Source organism: Microcoleus sp. Aus8_D2 (genome assembly GCF_036702665.1).
GTDB lineage: Bacteria > Cyanobacteriota > Cyanobacteriia > Cyanobacteriales > Microcoleaceae > Microcoleus.
The window spans coordinates 1-20,977 of sequence record NZ_JAUBUN010000040.1 but is presented as its reverse complement, the minus strand read 5'-3'; the positions used below and the strand labels follow the sequence as shown (position 1 = coordinate 20,977).

Annotated in this window: 20 protein-coding genes and 1 pseudogene; 11 read left to right on the top strand and 10 right to left on the bottom strand. The window is 46.2% G+C overall.

Annotated features, from left to right (window positions below; translation table 11 throughout):
- Positions 1 to 24 precede the first annotated feature (24 nt).
- The 7 genes from QUB64_RS25040 to QUB64_RS25010 form a co-directional block, all read right to left on the bottom strand.
- On the bottom strand, positions 25 to 1,668 hold the full coding sequence (locus tag QUB64_RS25040) for a family 10 glycosylhydrolase (RefSeq protein WP_333276057.1): 1,644 nt from the start codon (positions 1,666 to 1,668) through the stop codon (positions 25 to 27).
- 649 nt (positions 1,669 to 2,317) lie between these two features.
- Entirely contained in the window at positions 2,318 to 2,716 is a 399-nt protein-coding gene (psb27, locus tag QUB64_RS25035) for a photosystem II protein Psb27 (RefSeq protein ID WP_333276055.1), read from the bottom strand.
- 283 nt (positions 2,717 to 2,999) lie between these two features.
- On the bottom strand, positions 3,000 to 4,253 hold the full coding sequence (locus QUB64_RS25030) for a DNA replication/repair protein RecF (protein WP_333276053.1): 1,254 nt from the start codon (positions 4,251 to 4,253) through the stop codon (positions 3,000 to 3,002).
- Positions 4,254 to 4,498: 245 nt separating this feature from the next.
- Complete coding sequence (locus tag QUB64_RS25025) at positions 4,499 to 7,318, bottom strand: cation-translocating P-type ATPase (RefSeq protein WP_333276051.1); 2,820 nt, start codon at positions 7,316 to 7,318, stop codon at positions 4,499 to 4,501.
- Positions 7,319 to 7,569: 251 nt separating this feature from the next.
- Positions 7,570 to 8,796, bottom strand: coding sequence for an RNA-guided endonuclease InsQ/TnpB family protein (locus tag QUB64_RS25020; RefSeq protein WP_333276049.1), 1,227 nt, complete (start codon positions 8,794 to 8,796; stop codon positions 7,570 to 7,572).
- A 203-nt stretch (positions 8,797 to 8,999) separates the two neighbouring features.
- Complete coding sequence (locus tag QUB64_RS25015; RefSeq protein ID WP_333276047.1) at positions 9,000 to 9,164, bottom strand: hypothetical protein; 165 nt, start codon at positions 9,162 to 9,164, stop codon at positions 9,000 to 9,002.
- Positions 9,165 to 9,220: 56 nt separating this feature from the next.
- On the bottom strand, positions 9,221 to 9,502 hold the full coding sequence (locus tag QUB64_RS25010) for a hypothetical protein (protein ID WP_333276045.1): 282 nt from the start codon (positions 9,500 to 9,502) through the stop codon (positions 9,221 to 9,223).
- Between the two features lie 390 nt (positions 9,503 to 9,892).
- On the opposite strand from QUB64_RS25010, the gene QUB64_RS25005 reads away from it, so the two are divergent.
- The 8 genes and pseudogenes from QUB64_RS25005 to QUB64_RS24970 all read left to right on the top strand — a co-directional run bounded on the left by QUB64_RS25005 (position 9,893) and on the right by QUB64_RS24970 (position 17,508).
- On the top strand, positions 9,893 to 10,411 hold the full coding sequence (locus tag QUB64_RS25005) for a phycocyanin subunit beta (protein WP_333276043.1): 519 nt from the start codon (positions 9,893 to 9,895) through the stop codon (positions 10,409 to 10,411).
- A 108-nt stretch (positions 10,412 to 10,519) separates the two neighbouring features.
- A complete protein-coding gene (cpcA, locus tag QUB64_RS25000) occupies positions 10,520 to 11,008 on the top strand; it encodes a phycocyanin subunit alpha (protein WP_293144655.1) in 489 nt (162 codons plus the stop codon).
- Positions 11,009 to 11,084: 76 nt separating this feature from the next.
- Positions 11,085 to 11,944: pseudogene (locus QUB64_RS24995) on the top strand (phycobilisome rod-core linker polypeptide).
- Between the two features lie 170 nt (positions 11,945 to 12,114).
- Positions 12,115 to 12,984, top strand: coding sequence for a phycobilisome linker polypeptide (locus QUB64_RS24990; RefSeq protein ID WP_333276040.1), 870 nt, complete (start codon positions 12,115 to 12,117; stop codon positions 12,982 to 12,984).
- Positions 12,985 to 13,123: 139 nt separating this feature from the next.
- Positions 13,124 to 13,396 (top strand): phycobilisome linker polypeptide, encoded by a 273-nt coding sequence (locus QUB64_RS24985; protein ID WP_333276038.1) that lies wholly within the window; start codon positions 13,124 to 13,126, stop codon positions 13,394 to 13,396.
- A gap of 155 nt (positions 13,397 to 13,551) precedes the next feature.
- A complete protein-coding gene (locus tag QUB64_RS24980) occupies positions 13,552 to 14,385 on the top strand; it encodes a HEAT repeat domain-containing protein (RefSeq protein ID WP_333276036.1) in 834 nt (277 codons plus the stop codon).
- A gap of 396 nt (positions 14,386 to 14,781) precedes the next feature.
- The gene (locus tag QUB64_RS24975) at positions 14,782 to 16,707 is read left to right on the top strand and encodes a hypothetical protein (protein WP_333276034.1); all 1,926 of its coding nucleotides are present in this window, start codon (positions 14,782 to 14,784) and stop codon (positions 16,705 to 16,707) included.
- 174 nt (positions 16,708 to 16,881) lie between these two features.
- On the top strand, positions 16,882 to 17,508 hold the full coding sequence (locus tag QUB64_RS24970) for a HEAT repeat domain-containing protein (RefSeq protein WP_333276032.1): 627 nt from the start codon (positions 16,882 to 16,884) through the stop codon (positions 17,506 to 17,508).
- Here the strand turns inward: QUB64_RS24970 and QUB64_RS24965 are convergent.
- The gene (locus QUB64_RS24965; RefSeq protein WP_333276030.1) at positions 17,497 to 17,790 is read right to left on the bottom strand and encodes a DUF2103 domain-containing protein; all 294 of its coding nucleotides are present in this window, start codon (positions 17,788 to 17,790) and stop codon (positions 17,497 to 17,499) included. The genes QUB64_RS24970 and QUB64_RS24965 overlap by 12 nt on opposite strands.
- Positions 17,791 to 17,890: 100 nt before the next feature.
- Positions 17,891 to 18,361 (bottom strand): response regulator, encoded by a 471-nt coding sequence (locus tag QUB64_RS24960; RefSeq protein WP_333276028.1) that lies wholly within the window; start codon positions 18,359 to 18,361, stop codon positions 17,891 to 17,893.
- A 310-nt stretch (positions 18,362 to 18,671) separates the two neighbouring features.
- On the opposite strand from QUB64_RS24960, the gene QUB64_RS24955 reads away from it, so the two are divergent.
- Complete coding sequence (locus QUB64_RS24955) at positions 18,672 to 18,998, top strand: antibiotic biosynthesis monooxygenase (protein ID WP_333276026.1); 327 nt, start codon at positions 18,672 to 18,674, stop codon at positions 18,996 to 18,998.
- Here QUB64_RS24955 and cas6 read toward each other — a convergent pair whose 3' ends face one another.
- Positions 18,999 to 19,880 carry a CRISPR-associated endoribonuclease Cas6 gene (gene cas6, locus QUB64_RS24950; RefSeq protein ID WP_333276024.1) on the bottom strand — a complete coding sequence of 294 codons (882 nt, stop codon included), beginning with the start codon at positions 19,878 to 19,880 and terminating at the stop codon, positions 18,999 to 19,001.
- A 182-nt stretch (positions 19,881 to 20,062) separates the two neighbouring features.
- On the opposite strand from cas6, the gene QUB64_RS24945 reads away from it, so the two are divergent.
- Both QUB64_RS24945 and QUB64_RS24940 read left to right on the top strand, forming a co-directional pair.
- On the top strand, positions 20,063 to 20,287 hold the full coding sequence (locus QUB64_RS24945) for a hypothetical protein (protein ID WP_333276023.1): 225 nt from the start codon (positions 20,063 to 20,065) through the stop codon (positions 20,285 to 20,287).
- A 205-nt stretch (positions 20,288 to 20,492) separates the two neighbouring features.
- The coding region (locus QUB64_RS24940) for an MFS transporter (RefSeq protein ID WP_333276021.1) at positions 20,493 to 20,977 on the top strand (485 nt) is incomplete at its 3' end.

The following is a 20,977-nucleotide window of genomic DNA, read 5'->3' as shown; positions in this document are numbered from 1 at the left end:
CGTCTCTATAAATAATTAATTACACTACATCCGGCAAGTTTGCCGCGCCCTTTCATCCTCCACTTCTTGCCACCCAAAAGAAAAATGGCTCACCGCATTAATTTGCGGCGTTGCAGCGCGAATTGCCCGCATTTGAATCTCCAAAGACGGCCGATTTTTCAGAGATTTTTCCCAATCTCCGGCAATCGCCGGAATGATTTTTGCTCCCGGAGGTGCTAAACTCAACGTCCGCTGCACCTGCGGCACAATGCAGCTTACATCCCCACAATTGCCGTAAGACATCGCGTGAAATTCTACGCCAGCCGGAAACCTGTCCCAAGGCTGCAATCTCGAATCAAATCCCCCTTGATTTATCTTTTGATTACCATTAGGAAAAAACACCGCTCCTACAGGAATTCCCATCCTTTGAGCTGGTTGAGTTGCCATTCCTAAAAAATCTAAAATCCCTTGGACTGCGTGAGCAACACTCAGTTGCCAGAGGTCTTTTTGCAGAATGCCGGTATCGGGAAGCGGCGGTGTTGGTGTTGGTGTTGGTGTAGCAGTATTTGGCTGGTTAGTGGCGGGATTTGTTGAAGCTACTCTTGATGTGGGATTCTCCTTTCTAGAAGCTAGAGTTGCTACTGGTATTGGTCGCGGAATTCGCCCCTGCCAAAGAGGTTCTTGCTCTGTCGGATACTGTTTGACTACTGCTTGAACGTCATTAGTATTGATAAATCCTTTAGTCAAATATCGCTGAATTAAATCTCGCCCTTGTTGATTGTTAGCCCGCTGCAAAAGCATTTGCTGCGATGCTTGACCGTAAATCCACAAGTCTTGAACTTTGGTAGCAACTGAAGCAGGCCCGACGCCCCGCACATAACGAATGTAGTCGAATAACATTCCTTGCGGCCGGCGCTTGACTATTTGATTTACTAACAAAGCATAGTCTTGCTTTGCTTGCGGATTGTAGGGATCGACAAAGGCGTGTGTGGCGTGACTTTCTCCGGTTTGGTCGTCTAAACCCGCGTCTTGAATTACTGTTAAACTGGTCTGATTTTTGCCATTGACGGCGAGGGTTTGCTGTCTGTCGGAACGCTGAGAATAGGTATAGCCAAAGTTCATGGTAAATAACCAGGCGTATACTTTTAATCCTCGCTGTTTGCCTTTGGCGATCGCCTTTTCCAACAAATCATATTTCTCGTAGCCGGGATTTCTCAAAACCGAAGGCCAAGCAGTTGGATTGTCTGCCACTGGGAGCAGCACTTGACCGTCATAAAACACTTCGACATAGACTTGATTGTAGCCTTTATTCACAACTTTGTCTAATACGCGATCGATTTCTCCGGGCCTGACATCGCAGGGATACAAGCGCAGCCAAACTGCTTGGGTTTCGGGCCAAGTTTTTTGGCGGCATTCTGCGATTTCCCGGGCGTGTTTGCTCAAAACGGCAAAATATGCTTGCTGGGATTCGGGTTTTCCTGACAGGGCGGCGCGGCGCAAGTCTTCTTTTTGATTTACCTGATCTTTGGATAATTGGCAATAGGCTGATGTTTCGGCTAAGGCTGGTTGATTTTCGATAAAGGGCCAAACAAGCTGGCTGATGAAGCTAGTGGTTAAAACAGCAGTTACCGCACTTAAACAGCGTCGCTGGTGTTGAAAGTTGGCGAGGCGAGTTGGTGCAATTTTCATGGGATAATTGAATCGGGTTTTCTAGTTTAAATTGGGTGGCGATCGCATTTTTGGCGATCGCGCAGACGCACATCTACAAATTTTCTACTTTTTTGGTTGACATAGTTATGGCACAAGTCGATCGCCCAAGGCAAATTCTGTCTAGCGACAATTTAGATCGTTTCTAAGTATTCCTAGGGTGCGGATCCATTAAACATCCCTTGCATTCAATCGGTAATCTCACGGCGACGCACCTTACGCGTGAGTCCGTGGAAAGAAACTCCAAACTTGTTTTGTAGCATAAATTTTGATAAATGGTATTAGTTTAACCCCCAATACGCTTTGGTTAAGACACTCCGGCCTGCTTTCACGGTGTGAAACATAGACACTGCGATTGCAACGCTGGGGACAGCCCAGAAAAAAAGCGCTAATCCAAGCGTATTGAGTTCAAGCCTGTAAACACAGGTGCCGATCTGTGAGATTGTCGATTTTTATTTGTGGATTTTCTTTCTTCGACGCACCCTACGGCTAACTAAATTTAGCAAAAAAAGCGCCTGAAGAAAGTGGGCGCTAAAAGCAGTTGATATTTCTACTTAAAAATGTTAACACTCAAATGTCAAGGATGAAAGATGAATTATTCAAATTTATCTTTTATCCCTAAACTCTGAGATTAAGCTCCTCTATTGAGAGCAGCTTCTACCTGCTGAAATTCTGACTCAAGACGCTTTTTCAACTTTTCAGGAACAGGACGGTTGGGATAGGAACTGTAATGTCCGGCCAAAGAGTTTAAGGCCGTGCGCATTGTCGTAAAAGATGCCAGTTTGGTAAGAGCGGGATCGCGGCGGTATTCTGCGAAAAAATCGTTGATACTTGTGCGAGCAGCGGCTTGAGCGGCTGCTTTTTCCGGCGCGCCCTCTGGTAAAGTAAGCGCTGTTCTCAAGCTGTTGACTAATGCTAATGTGTCTTTGCTGTAGTCTCCGCTGAGAGTGGCGGGAACATTGGTACAGCCTGCTACGCCGATGACAACAACTAATACCAGGGCTAACAGACGGGAAATGTAATGCTTCATAAGGGTTAGAAAAATGGAAGCGCAAGTCGCAATCAAAATTAACCTTTATCCTATCTCGAATTGAGCTAATAATGTCAAATTTTTATTATTTTTTGCACCAATACCATGAAAAGTAAAATTTGTCAATCTCACGTAGATTGATATCATATCCGCTCGAATGACCCCAATCAAATTGGTTCGTAGTGAGGACTTTAGTCAAGCGCCATGGATGCGGACTAAAGTCCTCACTACAAACCATTTTTATTACTGCTAAGTAAGCGAACATAATATAATTTATTCAAATCTAAAATTGATTTATTTGTCCGGAAACGACGGAGAGAATTTGGGTTTGGCGCAGCCACTGACTGTCAAAAGCCCCTAGGTGAGTAGTAGTAATTAGAGTTTGAAACCGTTCTTGAATTGTTTCTAAAAGTTGATTTTGGCGGCTTAAATCGAGTTCTGCAAGTACGTCGTCTAGCAACAGTAAAGGTGCTTCGCCGACGACTTCTTCGATTAGCTGCAATTCGGCTAATTTTAATGCTAATACGAGGGTTCGCTGCTGGCCTTGGGAGGCGTATTGACGGGCTGGAGTATTGTTAATGGTAAATGTAATGTCGTCGCGGTGGGGGCCGACTAATGTGGTTCCTTGAAATTGTTCTGCGATCGCCCTTTTTTGAATTTTTTCTAAAAATGCTTGCCGCACTCCTTCGAGATTGTCTTTGTCGATTAACTCCGAGCTGACTTCGATATTAGCATCGTATTTGACATCTAAAACTTCTGTAGAACCGCTAATTGAACCGTGCCAATTGCGGGCTAATGGCATCAATCGTTCTAAAATACGATCGCGCCTGCGGATTACCCGAGCCCCCGCTGTCGCCAATTGGGCATCCCACAAGGCTAATTCTGAACTGGGAATGGGGGATTGGGAGTTGGGAATTGGGCATTGGGCATTGGGCATTGGGCATTCTGCGATATTTTGGTCTTCGGGAGTTTCAGATCCGATAAATCGCATTTTGTCAAAACTTTCGGAAAATTCGGCTTTCCTGACTTCTCTAGAACGTTTTAACAGAGCGTTTCGCTGGCGCAAAATTTGGTTGTATTGGTGCAAAATATGGGCGTAAATCGGCTCTAGTTGGATGACTAGCCGATCGATCCAGTTGCGCCTTCCTTCGGGCCCGCCGCGCACTAAGTCTAAATCCAAGCAGGAGAATTGTACTACATTTAAGACGCTCAAGAAGTCTAAATGCCGGCGCAGCGGTTCGCCGTTGAGCTTCAGGCTGCGGCGCGCTCCCGATCGCAGTGTTAATGCTAGGTCGATCGCTCCGGTTTGACGTTCGAGTGCAGCATCTATTTGGGCGATCGGCTTTGAGTCGAGGATTAAATCGCGATCGCGCGATACTCTGTGGCTTTTTAATGTGGAAAGCAACTCTACTGCTTCTAGCAAGTTGGATTTTCCTTGGGCGTTATTTCCTACTAATATGGTTTTGGGAGCGTCAAATGCTACTTTTTGATCGTAGTAGTTCCGAAACTGCCGTAGGTGCAGCGTTTTCAAATACATAATATTGGTAATTGGTAATCAGATGTTTGTAGTGAGGACTTTAGTCCTCGGACGGATGCGGACTGAAGTCCTCACTACGAACCTACAAGGAGATGTTTGTAGTGAGGACTTTAGTGAAGCGCCATGAATGCGGACTCAAGTCCTCACTACGAACCTACAAGGAGATGTTTGTAGTGAGGACTTTAGTCAAGCGCCATGAATGCGGACTGAAGTCCTCACTACGAACCTACTATCGACCTATCGTACTATTTGCGAGCTTTGTAGAAGCGCACAAACAGTTTTTCCATTTCAATCCAGACAAACATTAAGGCGCTGAAGCCGAAGCAAATGAGTAACTCAAAGGGCGTTAAATAGTGAGTCCCAAAAAATGCTCTCAGCGGGGGAACGTAAATCAGCATTAATTGCAAAGCAGTAGTAACAATCACAGCTCCCCAAACAAAAATATTAGTCAAGGGATTTAACTCGATCGTTAGCTGAGTGTTAGATCGAATTGCGATCGCGTGACCCATTTGCGCTAAACACAGAGTTGTAAACACCATTGTTTTCCAAGCTTCTGGATCGCCATTTCCGGGAGTGTGACTGTATCTGTAAGCCCAGGACATCATGGCGATCGTCAAAATTGCAAAGATAATCCCGATCCGAATCATGTAAGAACCCAAACCCCGCGCAAAAATACTTTCTCGCGGACTGAAAGGAGGCTTTTTCATCACGTTCGGTTCGGCTGGTTCTACGGCTAAGGCTAAAGCTGGAACGCCGTCTGTGACTAAGTTCATCCACAAAATTTGCAGCGGGGTTAGCGGCACTCCTCCCAAACCCATTAAAGGTGCGGCCGCAATTGTCAAAACTTCGCCGATGTTGCTCCCCAAAATGTACTTAATAAAGCGCCGAATGTTGGTATAAACGACTCGCCCTTCTTCAGCGGCGGCGACAATAGTTGCAAAGTTGTCGTCGAGAAGCACCATATCGCTAGCTTCTTTGCTCACATCGGTGCCGGTAATTCCCATCGCAATGCCGATATCGGCTTGTTTCAAAGCGGGTGCGTCGTTAACTCCGTCGCCGGTCATCGCGACAAATTTGCCTAAACTTTGCAAAGCTTGGACAATCCGCAATTTGTGTTCGGGGGAGACGCGGGCGTAAACGCTAACGTGTTCGACTTGTTGTTTGAGTTGTTCTTGACTGAGCTTTTCTAATTCTTGACCGGTGAGAACTCGATCGCCCTCTGTCGCAATACCTAAATCGTAGGCGATCGCTTTTGCTGTCAACTGGTGATCTCCGGTAATCATCACCACTCGAATTCCTGCATCGCGGCACTTCACCACTGCTTCGCGCACTTCCGGGCGCGGGGCGTCCAGCATACTGACGAGTCCCAGCCACACCATCTCTTGTTCGCTGGTTTCCTCGGAACCGGAGGGCGGCAGGTTTTCCCAGATTTTGTATCCAAATCCCAGGACTCGCAAACCTGCACTTGCCATATTATTGTTTTCGGCAAGGATGCGATCGCGCATTTCCTGATTTAAAGGTTGTACTCGATCGCCAACTATAATGCCTTGGCAGCGTTCCAAAGTCAACTCTGGAGAACCTTTGGTGAGCATCAAATAATTCTGCTGTTGTCCTTTGTCCGACGGAAAGCCCGAATGTCCCGAATGTCCGGGCACTTCGCAAATCACGCTCATCCGTTTGCGTTCGGAAGAAAAAGGAAACTCCGCCGCGCGCGGCAGCAATTGAGACTGTTGTTCCTTATATATGCCTGCTTTTCCCGCTAAAGACAGCAGAGCTCCCTCCGTGGGGTCGCCCAAAATCTTCCATTCTTGCTGTTCGTGCTGCAATACTGCGTCGTTGCACACTGCACAGGCAATTAATAAAGATTCGAGTTCTGGATATTCCTCTAAATTAGTAATTTGGACTGAGGTATGGCGATCGACAAAATCTCCGATCGGGGCATACCCGTCACCTCCCACGCCGATCGTACAGTCGCCCGTAGACACGAGCTGCACTACCATTTTATTTTGGGTCAGAGTACCTGTTTTGTCGGAACAAATGGTAGTTACCGATCCCAAAGTTTCTACCGCCGGCAGTTTGCGAATTAGGGCGTTTCGCTTCACCATCCGCCTAGTCCCCAGTGCCAAAGTGACTGTCACGACGGCCGCCAGTCCTTCGGGAACCACAGCCACAGCCATGCTGAGAGAAACTTCTAACAGTTCTTCAAATCTGCTGGTATCGAACCCAATGCTGCCATTGTCGAAGGTAATCATGCCGCCGATGACGACAATTGCGACTAAGCCTAGGGCACCCGATACTAGAACATTTCCCAACTGGCCCATTCGCTGTTGCAGGGGAGTCGGTTCGGTTTCTACTGACTGAAGCATGGTGGCAATTTTGCCGATTTCAGTTTGCATTCCGGTGTTGGTGACGATCGCCTTGGCCCGTCCCTGAACAACTTCTGTCCCCTGAAAAATCAAGTTAAGTCGATCGCCCAACGAAGCATCTTCGGGAAGTTCTAGGTCAGCTTGCTTCGTGGCTGCGATTGCTTCTCCCGTCAAAGCCGATTCTCTAACTTGTAAATTAGAAGCTTCGATCAAGCGTCCGTCGGCTGCGATTTTTACCCCCGCCTCCAACAGCATCACGTCTCCGGGTACGAGTTCCTTGGCTGCGATTTCCGAAGTTTTGCCGTCCCGCAGGACTCGCACTAGGGGGGAAGAGAGGTTTTTGAGGGCTGCGAGGGCTTTTTCGGCACTTTTTTCTTGGAAATAGCCGAGAATGCCGTTGAGTATGACGATCGCAAAAATGGCGATCGCATCTTTGGGAAAAGTATTCGATTTGATGTCCAAGAATCCAGAAATCACGGCCACACCCATCAGCATCAACAACATGATGTTGGTGAACTGATCGACAAAAATCGACCAAGAACTGCGGCCTCCTGTTTCTTCGAGTTCGTTGGTGCCGTATTGCTGCAAGCGTTCTGACACCTGTTGGCTGCTCAAGCCACTGTCTTTGTTGCTGCTGAGCTGCTGGAGAGTTTTGTCAATTGCTACGGTGTGCCAAGAAGAGGGAGAATTTGAAGACATAAATTACGATCGAGCATGGGGCAATGAGGGGACTGCGGCCGAACAAGTTACAGCCGATGAATGTGGCTGATGGCAGTAAGAGAGTTTTTAGTTTTGAGTTCTGAATAAAAAAACTGTTTAACTTGCGACTCGTATTGGGCCCCGGTTCGATGCCGAGAGAGCAGGAAGCTTTTAACTTTACTGCGTCTGGCGGCTCTCTCGTGCCGTTTGTAGACCTACCGCTGACAGCACTTATCCACCTTACAAGTGAACTACCCACCAGCAATCGGATTACCGATATGCTGGGGGCTTCCCAATTCAATAGCAACAGCCTCTACGACAGTGGATTTCTGTCCATATCGCTTTGGTCTTACATTGCCTCCAAGGGCAGTAACGCTGGTTCCCAACGCCAATATCCGTAAGCCTTCATTTTTGATATTTATGGCTGCATTGATATCTCTGTCGTGCCGTTTTCCACAGTGGGGACATCTAAATTCACGGACAGACAGATCCATTTTTGGCAGCGACAGTAATGTATCAGAGCAGAGGTGCGACGACGGGAAAAATCGACCTACTTCTAGGTACACTTTACCATCTGCTTCTGCTTTGTACTTGAGCATCGTGCAAAACATTCCCCAGCCCGCATCATTGATGGATTTAGCCAGATTATGATTCTTCACCATGTTTTTTACTGCCTGATTTTCTACGACAATGACTTGGTTTTCATCAACTATCTTACGGGATAGTTTATGTCGAAAATCTTCGCGGCAAAGAGCAATTTTAGCGTGGACTTTAGCAACAGCTAGTTTAGCCTTGCGACGTTTAGCCGTCGTCTTGTCCTGTTTGCGAGATAGTTTTTTCTGCTTGCGCTTTAAGTTGCGTTCGTGCTTTTTTATATGTCGAGGGTTCTGGTATTTAGAACCATCAGACGTGACTGCAAAGTCAAGCAATCCCAGGTCAATACCGATTGCCTTGCCCTCTTTGACAGCATCCGGTTTGTCAATCCCATCATCCATCAATAGCGATGCGTAGTAACGACCATCAGGCATCTTAGACACCGTAACAGTTTTCAGACTACCCACCAATTCACGATGAATTTTAGCCTTAACTACTCCTAGATTGCCGGGGAATTTAATCTCATCATCACCCAAAATTTTAACGTTTTGTGGGAATTGAATCGATTGTTTGCCATGGCGTTTCTTAAAGGTTGGATAAAGGGCGCGACCATCAAAGAAGTTGATAAACGCTTGAGACAAATTCAATACCGAAGACTGAAGGCATTGAGAGTAACACTCTTTGAGCCATTCAAATTCAGTCTTCCAGACGGGAATCTGTTTCTTCATTGTCAAAGCAGAGATACCTTTCCCAGTATCTTTGTAGGTCTGGGACATGGTAGCCAATGACTGATTCCACACCCAACGAACACAACCAAAAGCCTGCGCTAGATGGCTTTGCTGCTTTCCGGTGGGGTAGATTCTGACCTTGACTGTCTTTAACACAATGTTATTTATCACAAACAGCAGACCTATGATAACATAGGTGCAACGACTGAACAAGGGAATTTGTTCGTCTCCTCATGCCCGCCTTTGGTGCTAGAGCGTCCCTTGTTGGGATTGTCAGGCGAGCAATCGTCGCTTCGATCGCCTTTCATCCCACACCAACCTGGGTACAGCGCTTGGTGTGGGGATTCCCGGCTTTCTAGCTAAAAATTAGCAGCAATTTCTCCGGCTTTTACCCAAGACCCAGCGGCTGAGTTTTGTCTTTTAACGGTCATATTTCGTTCAAAAGTTGAGGTTGTGCCGATCGCCCTGCCAATCTTTTGAGATTTTACCGCCACTTTATTCTGCCCGCATCCTGCATTTGGCATAATTTTTGGTTTTTTCCCTATTCCCCCTGGCTTGTTTTCGCACAACTTAATTTTTGTTAACTTTTCTTAATAATTCGGGTTTGCCCAGGGAAATGTAACAGAGGCGATCGACCCACGGGGCAATTCTGGGCGATGCCAGAGTCACAAAAAGGGCGATCGAAGCAAACTCTAGACTTAAGCTGTACAGAATTTAAATTCTGTATTTCAAAGCATCGAAACTCGTCAAATCCTTTCCCTGTCTGCCATTCTCCCCGAATTCCCTCGAAGATTATCCCCATCGGGCCCTCGAACATCACAGACAATCTCTCGATCGGCAGTTTACCGCTGCCATCAGGCATCTATCCCAGGAAGGAGATTTGCCAGCATAGGGCCCACATCAATTTACCTTCTAATAGAGATAAGTTTCCGTAATAATTTGTAATAAACAAACACTCGCGAGCATTGTATAAAGGTTATCAGAAGGTTGAAACGACACGCTCAAGTTAACAAAAACACTGATTAACAAGGTTTGTCGCATCTCATAAAAGGTGTAAAATTTTCTAAGGTTTCTTAAACGTCCGTTACAATGTCATAATAGTGCAGGTAGCGGAAAGGGAGAGAACGAGCCGACCAGCTAGCGTAGCTGGCGTCAACCTTCAACCCTGGCAGGCTTACGGGTCTGAACAAATTTAACTTAACGGTTTTATACCGCAACCAAACTCAATTAACTCAAGTAGGAGAGTTCGTTCATGTTTGACGCATTTACAAAAGTGGTTTCCCAAGCAGACGCTCGTGGCGAATTTTTGGCTTCGGGCCAACTAGATGCTCTCAGCAGCATGGTTTCTGACGCCAACAAGCGGATTGACGCAGTAAACCGGATCACCGGTAACGCATCCACAATCGTCGCTAATGCAGCTCGCTCTTTGTTTGCTGAACAGCCTCAGTTGATCGCCCCCGGTGGCAACGCATACACCAGCCGCCGCATGGCAGCTTGCTTGCGCGACATGGAAATCATTTTGCGCTACGTAACCTACGCAACCTTCGCAGGCGACGCCAGCGTTTTGGACGATCGTTGCTTGAACGGTCTGCGCGAAACATACCAAGCTTTGGGAACTCCAGGTGCATCCGTTGCAACCGGCGTACAAAAAATGAAAGAAGCAGCGATCGCGATCGCTAACGACCCCAACGGCGTTACCCGTGGTGATTGCAGCTCCCTGATGTCCGAAATCGGCAGCTACTTCGACCGCGCAGCTAATGCAGTCGGCTAAAAATAGCGAGCCCGAACATTTCTTGCTGTAAAGAAGCGAGCGATCGCATTATTTGCAAGCAATCATTTTGGTACAAACAAAACAAAACATTAGGGAGACACCAGAACAATGAAAACCCCTTTGACTGAAGCAGTAACCGCCGCCGATTCTCAAGGCCGCTTCCTGAGCAGCACCGAATTGCAAGTAGCCTTCGGTCGTTTCCGCCAAGCAGCAGCAGGTTTGGAAGCAGCCAAGTCTTTGAGCGCCAACTCTGCGCGCTTGATCGACGGTGCAGCTCAAGCTGTGTACAACAAGTTCCCGTACACTCAACAAATGCAAGGGCCAAACTACGCTTCTACCTCAACCGGTAAAGCTAAGTGCTCCCGCGACATCGGCTACTACCTGCGGATGGTAACCTACTGCTTAGTTGCAGGCGGCACAGGTCCAATGGATGAGTACCTGATTGCAGGTATTGACGAAATCAACCGGACATTTGAATTGTCTCCTAGCTGGTATGTTGAAGCTCTCAAGTACATCAAATCCAACCACGGTTTGAGTGGCGATGCTGCAACTGAAGCTAATTCCTACATCGACTACGCAATCAACGCTCTAAGCTAGATTTGCGTGATGCCCGGAAATGTAAGCTGCTGTTAGCTTTAGTGTTAACTGTTGTTTACGATTCCGGGCATCTGCGATCTTAGCCGAGTTTTCCAAATACTTTTTTCAGAACTTTTCAGTTTTTCAAGCAGAAAAAGCAGAAAAGTTAGGAATAAAAGCATTTGAAAAAGCGAGACGAGTAGAACTGCGCCCTCACTGGACGCAAGACGATGCGAAAGCAGTAATTCGCGTCGCTTAGCCAAGTTTTCGGTAACGAGTATTTAATGTCGAGCGAACGAGTTACCAGTGCCGAATCTTTGCTGCTGCAAGGGCAGATTTCAGTTAAAGATTTTGTGCGGGCAGTTGCTGAGTCCGAAACTTATCGGAAAAAGTTTTTTGATCCGAACTCGCAAACACGTTTAATCGATCTTAATTACAAGCATTTATTAGGCCGTGGTCCTTACGACGAGTCGGAAATTGCTTTCCACCTTGATTTGTAAAATGCAGAAGACTACGAAGCTGAAATCAATTCTTACATTGACTCAGTAGATGATCAAGAGAATTTTGGCGAGAGTGTAGTTGCTTGCTATGGCAGTTTAGCGACTCAAAGAGGTAAAAAAAACCGTCGGTTTTAACCGGATGTTTCAATTGTACCGGGGCTATGCCAACAGCGATCGCGCCCAAAACCAAAAGCAAGCGCGACTAACCTGGGAAATTGCCAGAAATACGGCTTCGCCCATCTTCATTCCCACCACCGGAAAAGCCCTTGCCGGCACTTCAGGGAGTGCTCGCGGCCAACTCTACCGAGTCACCGCAATGGAAGGTTCGGCGGCTAAGTTTTCACCCCAAGTGCGGTGCAGGACTACCGAAGATCTCGTGTCTTACGATCGACTTTCGACCCGCTTGCAGCAAATCAACAAACGTGGTGGCAAAGTGGTAAGTATTACCACAGCTTAAAGTTTGTAAAGATGTTTTTTGAAACGTCTTTAGCAAATTAGGATTAATTGATGTGTACAGACAAGCTGCGCCGGGAGTGCACCCTAATTTGACACATCTTGGCCTTAGTCCTAAAAATCTCAAGTTCAACCAAGCTTTAAATTTTTGTTATTAATTTAGGAGAAAATCTGGTGGCTATTTCCACAGCAGCGTCCAGACTGGGAACATCCGCATTGAGCGATGCGCCGAAGGTAGAATTGCGCCCGAACTACACCAAAGACGACGTTGAAACTGTGATTCGTGCAGTTTACCGTCAGGTGCTGGGCAACGACTATTTGATGAAATCCGAGCGCCTGACAAGTGCTGAATCTCTCCTGCGAGACGGCAGTTTAACGGTGCGAGAATTTGTGCGGACAGTGGCAAAATCGGAAGTGTACAAAACCAAGTTTTTCTACAACAGCTTCCAAACTCGGACGATCGAACTAAACTACAAACACTTGCTCGGTCGCGCTCCCTACGACGAATCGGAAGTAATTCATCACTTAGATTTGTACCAAACAGAAGGCTACGACGCTGATATTGATTCTTACATAGATTCAGTAGAGTATCAAGAAAACTTCGGCGAAAATATCGTCCCTTACTACCGGGGCTTTAACACGCAGCGCGGGCAAAAAACCGTCGGTTTTACGCGGATGTTCCGGTTATATCGCGGCTATGCCAACAGCGATACATCTCAACTTGAAGGCAATAACTCCCGGTTAGCTGTCGAACTCGGCACCAACACGGCTACGGCTGTAGTTGGGCCTTCTGGCGGCAACGAAGGTTGGGCATACCGGTCTTCGACACAAAACGTAACTCCCAGCAGCGGTTTCGGCGGCGCGGCAGCTTACGGTAAAGAAGGGCGGCTTTTCCGCGTTGAAGTGTCGGGCATTCGCACGGGTGGCTATCCCAGAGTGCGCCACAGCAGCAAGGCATTTATCGTACCTGGTGAGGATTTGTCCTCGCAAATGCAGAAATTTCAACGCCTGGGCGGAAAAATCGCCAGCATTACTCCAATTTAGTTAGTGGTTATTGGTTATTAGTTATTGGTTATTGGTTATTGGTTATTGGTTATTGTTACAAACAAATAAAAACCAATAACCACCAACCAGTAACTAATAACAACTAACAAATAACAACTAACCAATTACCAAAAAGCTTATGTTTGGTCAAATTGTAGCTGGAAAAAGTGGCAATACAGCTTCCGCAGGTCGCTGTTTTCGTTATGAAGTAGTGGGCTTGCGCCAAAGCGATGATACAGAAAATATCGATTATTCGATTCGATCGAGCGCGAGTACATTTATTACCGTACCGTACAGTCGGATGAATCAAGAAATGCAGCGGATTACTCGCATGGGTGGCAAAATTGTGAACATTCATCCGCTAAGTGCGATCGCAGAATCATCACCGGAATCATCGTCGGATCATAATTAATAGCAAATTCCGCTAGAACTGGCGATTGAAATCGCCAAGTTTCCCCAACCCGCGCAGGCGGGTTTTGTTTGTCTAGTCGCGATTTCAATCGCCGAGTTTCTTTGAGGACGGGCTAGAAGCCCATCCCACCACTTTTAAACTAATAACTAACGAATATGAATTATGACGAATCAGACTCACCGCCAGCGGGTGTAGCTGAGGGCGAGTCTTTAACAATAGAACAGGCGATCGCAAATTTGCACTCCCAAGACTACAGTCTCCGCTATTATGCTGCTTGGTGGGTAGGCCGATTTCGAGTCAAGGAACCCGCAGCGATTGCAGCTTTGATTGCCGCATTGCAAGAAGAATCAGAACAAACAAAAATCGGCGACTATTCCCTACTGCGAAATGCGGCGCGAGCTCTGGGAAAATTGGGCGACAAACAAGCCTTGCCGGCACTGACTCGCTGTTTAGAATGCGCCGATTTTTACGTGCGGGAAGCGGCGGCTCAAGCTCTAGAAATGCTGGGCGAGATCGATTCGATTCCACCGCTGATGAAACTCTTAGATGGGGGCGTAGCTGTGGCCGTGCGAGTGCCGGGAAAATCGCACCTCGTGCAGCCTTACGACTCGGTAATCGAAGCTTTGGGTACGCTGAAAGCGACAGAAGCTATACCGCTAATTTCACCTTTTTTAGAACATTCTGTGGAGCGGGTGCAGTACGCTGCGGCGCGGGCGATGTATCAGTTGACTGCCGATCGGGTTTACGGAGAGCGGTTGGTAACTGCTTTAAATGGGGATAATTTGCAGTTGAGGCGATCGGCTTTGATGGACTTGGGGGCGATCGGCTATTTACCGTCAGCGCCAGCTATTGCTGAAACTTTAGCAGAAAATAGCATGAAGTTGATTGCGCTCAAAGGAGTTTTGGAACATCATCTCAATCAACAAGAATCTCTATCTTTGTCCGATGAAGCTATCCAAGTTATGAATTTAATGGATAGTTTACTTTGACCAAAATTAGTTCGCAACTGCAATAGGATTGCTTTAGCGATTCTCAATTATCTGCCGTATATTCAGGACACAGCACATTAAGAAAACACCACTGCTGTGTCCTTACCGCATATCTGTATTTCAGGTAATTGAAAACTATTTGATCGGTTTTAGCCTGGTGAATCGGCGACGGATGGTTTGATGGAATGAGGGAGGACGCTTTCGGCAATAATTTTGCTAAAATTTCAGTGAAAATACTGAGATTAGTAGCTTGATTTGGTAAAAGAACTCATGTTAAAATCACCTTACCATGTGGAGCGCTCCCCAGTTAAAAAAGCTTTGGTTTAGAAAATAGCGATCGCGGAATGCTGGGAGATGGTTGTGTAGCAGCTAGAAGTATAAATCGGGGGATTCACCATGATCAACGATCCTTTTGAAGTCCAGGTGCAACATTTTGCAGCGCTTAAGTCAAAGTATCAAGCAACAAAATATGAAGATTCATCTCCTTCTAGTCTTCTGTATCTCATCCTGCGAAAAGCTGATTTAGAATGTGCAATTACCGGCTTCGAGTGGGATTGGTTAATCAACCAAGAGCTTTTGGAAACAATAGAAGCTATCGAGCAACAGCCACAACGTAAAGCTGAAGAACGAATAAAACTAGATGCTAATTTTTCTCAACTTAAGTCTAAGTTTAAAGTAACCAGACATCCGCATTTACGGCTATCCAGTGCTTTGTATCCTATTCTTTGGAAACTTGACTCAGAAAATCAGCTCACTCACTTAGAAGTTAAATATCTTAAAGAAGAGGGGCTTACTGAAACAGTTGCTATCGCTGAAGATATGGCGCGATTTGCTTTACTAAAGGCTAAGTACCGAGCCACTGAATATCCCGATTGTTCGCTTGATAGCCCCTTGTATCAAATCCTCAAGCAACTCGATGCACGACAAATATTAAGTGATGTAGAGGCTAACTGGCTGTTTAATAACCAACTGATTGATACTCTAGAAATTTTTTGGCAACAAAAAGCTGTACGGGAAGCTGAATTTGCCCAACTCAAGGATAAGTACAAAGCTAGTGAATACCCAGAAACATCTGTCTCTAGTCCGCTCTATCAAATCCTGAAAAACCTGGATGCAGATATACAGTTGAGTGAGTCAGAACTTAACTGGCTGGAAGAGAATCAACTGAGCGAAACGCTTAATATTGTTTTGGAGATTGAACAGACACGACACTTTGCTCAACTGAAAGTTAAGTATAAAGCTAATGAATCTGAGGATTTATCACGCTCTAGCCATCTTTATAAAGTTCTCAAGAAAATTGATTTAGACAATCAGCTAGGTGAGCCGGATATTAACTTTCTTAAAAAGCGTAAACTGACTGACACAATTACTGTTGCTATTAAGAAATATGTTGCTAGTCTGAAGTCTAAGATTCAATCGGGAGAGCAGTTGAGTGAGGCTGATATTGATTGGTTACAAAAGAATGAACGTGAGGATGTAATTACTTTTGCTATTGACAAATATGCTGCTAGTCTGAAATCCAAAATCCAATTGGGAGAGAAGTTGAGTGAGGCTGATATTGATTGGGTGAAACAGAATGGACGTGAGGATGTAATTACTTTTGCCCAAGAAAAGGAATTTGGTGCTCTGAAGGTCAAGTATCGGATTATAGATCGTGATTTCCCTTTCGATCCGTTTTACGCAATTATGGTCAAATTGGAGAAAGAAGAGCGTCTAGATCCTGTGTTAGTTGTTCAGTTAATACAACAGGGACTTTTAGCTAGTCATGGAAGGATTGCTATTGCCTACCACAGGCTTGAAGCGCGTTTCTATGAGCAGGAATATGAGCGCACTGGAAATAAATGGAACTTGCCCAACGCCAGCAGTCATTGGCGCAAGGCAAATGAACCGAAAAGTGCATTGCAGGTGACAGAAAATCTGGACTTCGACCAAATCAAAGAAAATAAGCTCAAGTCCGCTTTGCTAACAACGAGGGGCGGTGCTTTCCGAGATATTGATAAATTAGATGATGCACAAAAGTGCGCGCTCAAAGCTATTGAGTATCAGCCTCTGAGTCATCATCCTTACACTTTGATGGGAGCTATTTGTTTTGAGCGGGGTCAATATTCACAGGGCGATGATTGGTTTAACAAGGCAATTAAACGCGGTGCTGAATCAGAAGATATAGATTCCGAACTCAAGCAGGTTGTCAAAAATGCTAAAGATGAGAAGCGTCGGGAAGTTGTGGAATATCTGCTGAAAAAAAATCCGCAGCGGTATGCTTGGGCTAAGTCTTATAGGAAGCGCCAAGGCGGTGAGGACGCACAGCGCAAGAATTCCTAGCGCGGGTATGGAGTCGAGTTTTTTGCCGATTCGACTCTTTAACCAAGACTGTCCTACTTCGAGCAGGGGAAGCTTTCCCAGTTAATCGCCGCGCCTCATCCACCTTACAAAAAGTTCGATCGCGCGATCGACCCAACCTACAATTACAATAGTCACGGTAAAGCTTACAAATAAATGGCATTAGAACTAATTCGCGCCGTCGAGCAAGCAGATTCTTCCGAAGGCTTGTTAAACGCAGTCAAAGCACTGTCGGCTGCTGACTCAAAAGAAGCAATTCCTACCTTAATTACAGTCCTCGGCTACAACAACCCAGGCGCCTCTGTTGCCGCCGTTGACGGGCTAATTCAACTCGGAGAACCTGCCGTGCTGCCACTTCTCGAACAGCTTGACGGCTACAATTACGGAGCGAGAGCTTGGGCTGTTCGGGCTTTGGCGGGAATTGGCGATCCCAGAGGTTTAGAGATTTTGCTCGATGCGGCGGCGAATGACTTTGCTTTGAGCGTGCGGCGGGCGGCGGCTAGGGGTTTGGGGACGATTTGCTGGGAACTGATGCCGGCAGAACAAGTTTTAGATGCTCAACTTCGCGCTGTGAAAACGCTGCTGCAAGCGTCCCGAGATCCGGAATGGGTGGTTCGCTACGCAGCGGCGGGAGGTTTGCAAGCTTTGGCTGGTGCTGCGACTGTTAAACCGGATTGGTTAGCGGAAGTTTCGGCCCAACTTGAGGAAATAGCCCAAAGCGATGAAACTTTGGCAGTTAGAGCCCGGGCTTTGCTTGCTCAGGAAAAATTGTCACTTGGCTAGGGTTTGGGCGATGAGCTCTTCCAAGTCCCCTTGACTGAGAGTGGTTAATATAAAGACTTCTTGTACAGTTTTGCCCTGTCTAGCAATGATTTTAAATCCCCCGCGAATGGGTACTGACACTCTTAATGTCATGTGGGGGATGTGTCCTTTAACTTTGTTAATGACGCCTGGGGTAACGGTTTGAATCCCCTTTCTTAGAGTCAGGCGCTCTAAAATTGGTATCAAACCGGGAAGGTGGGTAGAGTGATTCCAAACTAGGCGGCCTTTGGGTTGTGCGTTCATGACTTTTTTACCAAATTCAACATACCCAGTCTAAGCCACCCCCGGCTGGAAGCAATTTGCAATTCCCTCAACTTATCTATGAATAACGTTACTGTGGGCGTCATTGCGAGCAAAGCGACGCAATCTCAAACCGAGATTTTTGATTCTTGGCGCGCGAGCTGAGATTTGATGGCGCAGAATTGTCTTGTATTTTTTGATATTTTGGGTTGGTAACAGTCGGTTTTTCTAGTTGATTTGCGATCGCCCGGAGGATTTCTGTGACGCTGCAAGGTTTCTTGAGATAGCCGTCGGCTGGGAGTTCTAGGGCTTGTTCCATTTCGGAGGCTGTCATAAAAATAAACGGAATCCTGGCGGTTGCAGGGTACGATCGCAAAGCCGCGAAAACTTCAAAGCCGTTGAGTTCCGGCATCATGACATCAGACAAGATTAAATCGGGAATTTGGGCGATCGCTAACTGGATACCAACTTGTCCGTTTTCGGCGCCCACAACTTCAAAACCTCGCGATTCCAGAAGTTCTAAAACGGTTTCTCGGATTAAGTTATTGTCTTCAATTACTAATATTTTTTTCATGTTTTTGAGCTGGCTCTTTACTTTGTTGGTATTTGTATGTTATAATTTTGGCAGGTAAATTTTAAAATTTTCAATAGGGTTATTGCAAAAAACCGCTTTTTACGGGTTTTCACCGCTCAAGTGCGATAGGGTTATTGCAAAAAACCGCTTTTTACGGGTTTTCACCGGTAAAGCGCGATCGCAGCTAGGTGCAATATCTCATCAATTCGCCGCTTAGCTCGCTCAAAATTACAAACTGTGAAGTTCACAAAATTACTGCGAAGAGGGTAAAATATAAGTTGGTGTATCGCGATTTGTTGAGGAAAAGGATATGTCAGAATTTTTAGACTTTCTCAGACATCAGTTCGCCTACGTTGCAATTGGCGAATTTAAACCAGGAAAATTCAAAGAAGCAGAAGAACTTTTTGGCAAAGCCGTCGCCACCTATGCCACAGGTTTTAAGGGAGCATACCTGCTGCAATTGCCAAATACAGACAAAGGTATTGCCATCATTTTTTGGGAAAGTGTAGAAGAGATGGCAGCAAATCAAAGCGAAGCTTATCAGCAAATATTGAAGCAAATGACGCCTTTGTTTGCCAAGATTCCCGACACTGATGTTTATGAAATTGTCAGTGAAATTAAGCCGAAAAGTGAATGATTAAAAATTTGGCAATCGGCGCGTCATTCCCATTCCCATCGGCGTCTTGCGCCCGACTCCGCTGTAAAGTGCAAAATCTGCTAAAGCATTAATTTGCTTGACAGCAAGCGGACTGACATCTCCCATAATTCGGTAAGTAACCTCGCCGACGCAGCCAATAAATTTACTGCGAGAATCCGTACAAACTTCGGTGCGGATATCGAAGAAACTGGGAAAAATAGCTTCTGTGAAAGTAGGTTCGATCGCAATTTCGCTGTACTTGTTCCAACGATTTGCCAAACTGCCAAAAATACTCTCTCTAGTCGGCATCGCACTGTCGTACACGCCTTGCCGAAAATTCGTAGGAGTGCAGAAGGTAAACGCAATGTGCCTCTCAGTTTCCGAAGCGCGATCGAACAATTCGGCGTAAGTACAGAAGTTTGCCCAAGGCTGGTGCGATCGCGGTTGGCTGACAATGCTAGTCACGTACAAATCTGTCGGGCCCAGATGCCACGGGCGATCGAAGTTGAGTTGCTGCCACAGTTGAGTTAGGCGATCGAACAAACCGTCATCCAGCAGAGAAATGCGCCACCAAATCGGTGTATTTTCGCCAATTGCTTGCTTGTGTTCCCACTGTACAGCTTGGGAACTTGTGCGCCCCGCCGGAGGCAAAACCCTCTTTTGTGGCTGCGGGTTGCTGTTTTTGTAAGTCTCTTTTCTGCTTACTTGGAAAGGGCTTAATGTGAAAGCTTTTTCGTTGGATTGGTCGTGCAGGTACGCGCTCAAATCGCTGTCTACAGCACTCACCAGGTTGAGAAATAAGGCGTGGAGATGCCGTCCCGTTAAAAATTGGGATGGGATTGGTGCAACTGGCAGTAGGTTTAAAATAAGGCTGTGAGGCATCTTTTAATTATATAGCCTTGCTCAAAAGATGAGTTAGAAGTTGAGATTTTAGATTTTAGATTGAGAGATTGATTGGTCAATACTTCATCTTTGTGAGAACCACTATATATCGATCGCGCTCCAACTTTCTGGGAATCAAGCAAAATAGATACCAGGTAGGCAATACATCGCAGGTAAAACCGATGAACCCATTAAATCCGGAAGTCTCGATGCAGCAATTGCAGGCGCGAGTCGCTCAACTGGAACATGAGAATGCAGCGCTGCGAAGTTCAGAAACTCGCTACCCTCAGTGCTTTGAGAATGCAGCGATCAGCTTGCTGTACGAACATTCAATATCCGCAGCTCGCACTAACTTCTGTAGCAGAATACATTGGGCAAGTAGGATTATAATCGACTTCAAACCCTAGTCAACCATTTTGAATAGACAGGAATTGCATTATCTCCAAAATAGCCTGAAATTATCTGCGCTCATCTGTGTTTACCTGCCTGATATTTGGGGTCGATCTAAGCAGATGGGTGCAAAAAAACCTTGGTATGTAACAATTTGATAGATCGATCGCAAATCACAAGCAGATCCAGACAGATGAAGGCAGATAATTTCCTAAATATTCTATGAAACCACGCAGCCCTGAAACTTTTATCGTAAAAGCAACCCTGCTGCTAGTCAGCACCCTAACCGTGATGGCAGGAGCCACAATTGCCCCTTCCCTCCCAGCAATGCGACAGCACTTTTCGGCTGTTCCTAATGCTGATTATTGGGTGAGATTGGTATTGACTGCCCCAGCTTTGTTTATTGCGATCGGTGCGCCCATTGCCGGAATTGCGATCGATCGCTTTGGGCGCAAAGGTTTGTTGGGATTATCTGTGTTTCTCTATGGCTTCGCAGGCAGCTCTGGCTTCCTGTTGGATCAAATTGGGCTAATTTTGCTGGGACGGATGCTCCTGGGCTTCAGCGTGGCAGGTATTATGACAACTGCAACCACCTTGATTGCTGATTATTACATCGGTTCTGCTCGCGCCCAATTCCTGGGTTTGCAAGCAGCTTTTATGGGGTTTGGCGGCATGATTTTTCTCACCCTCGGCGGCTATCTGGCCGA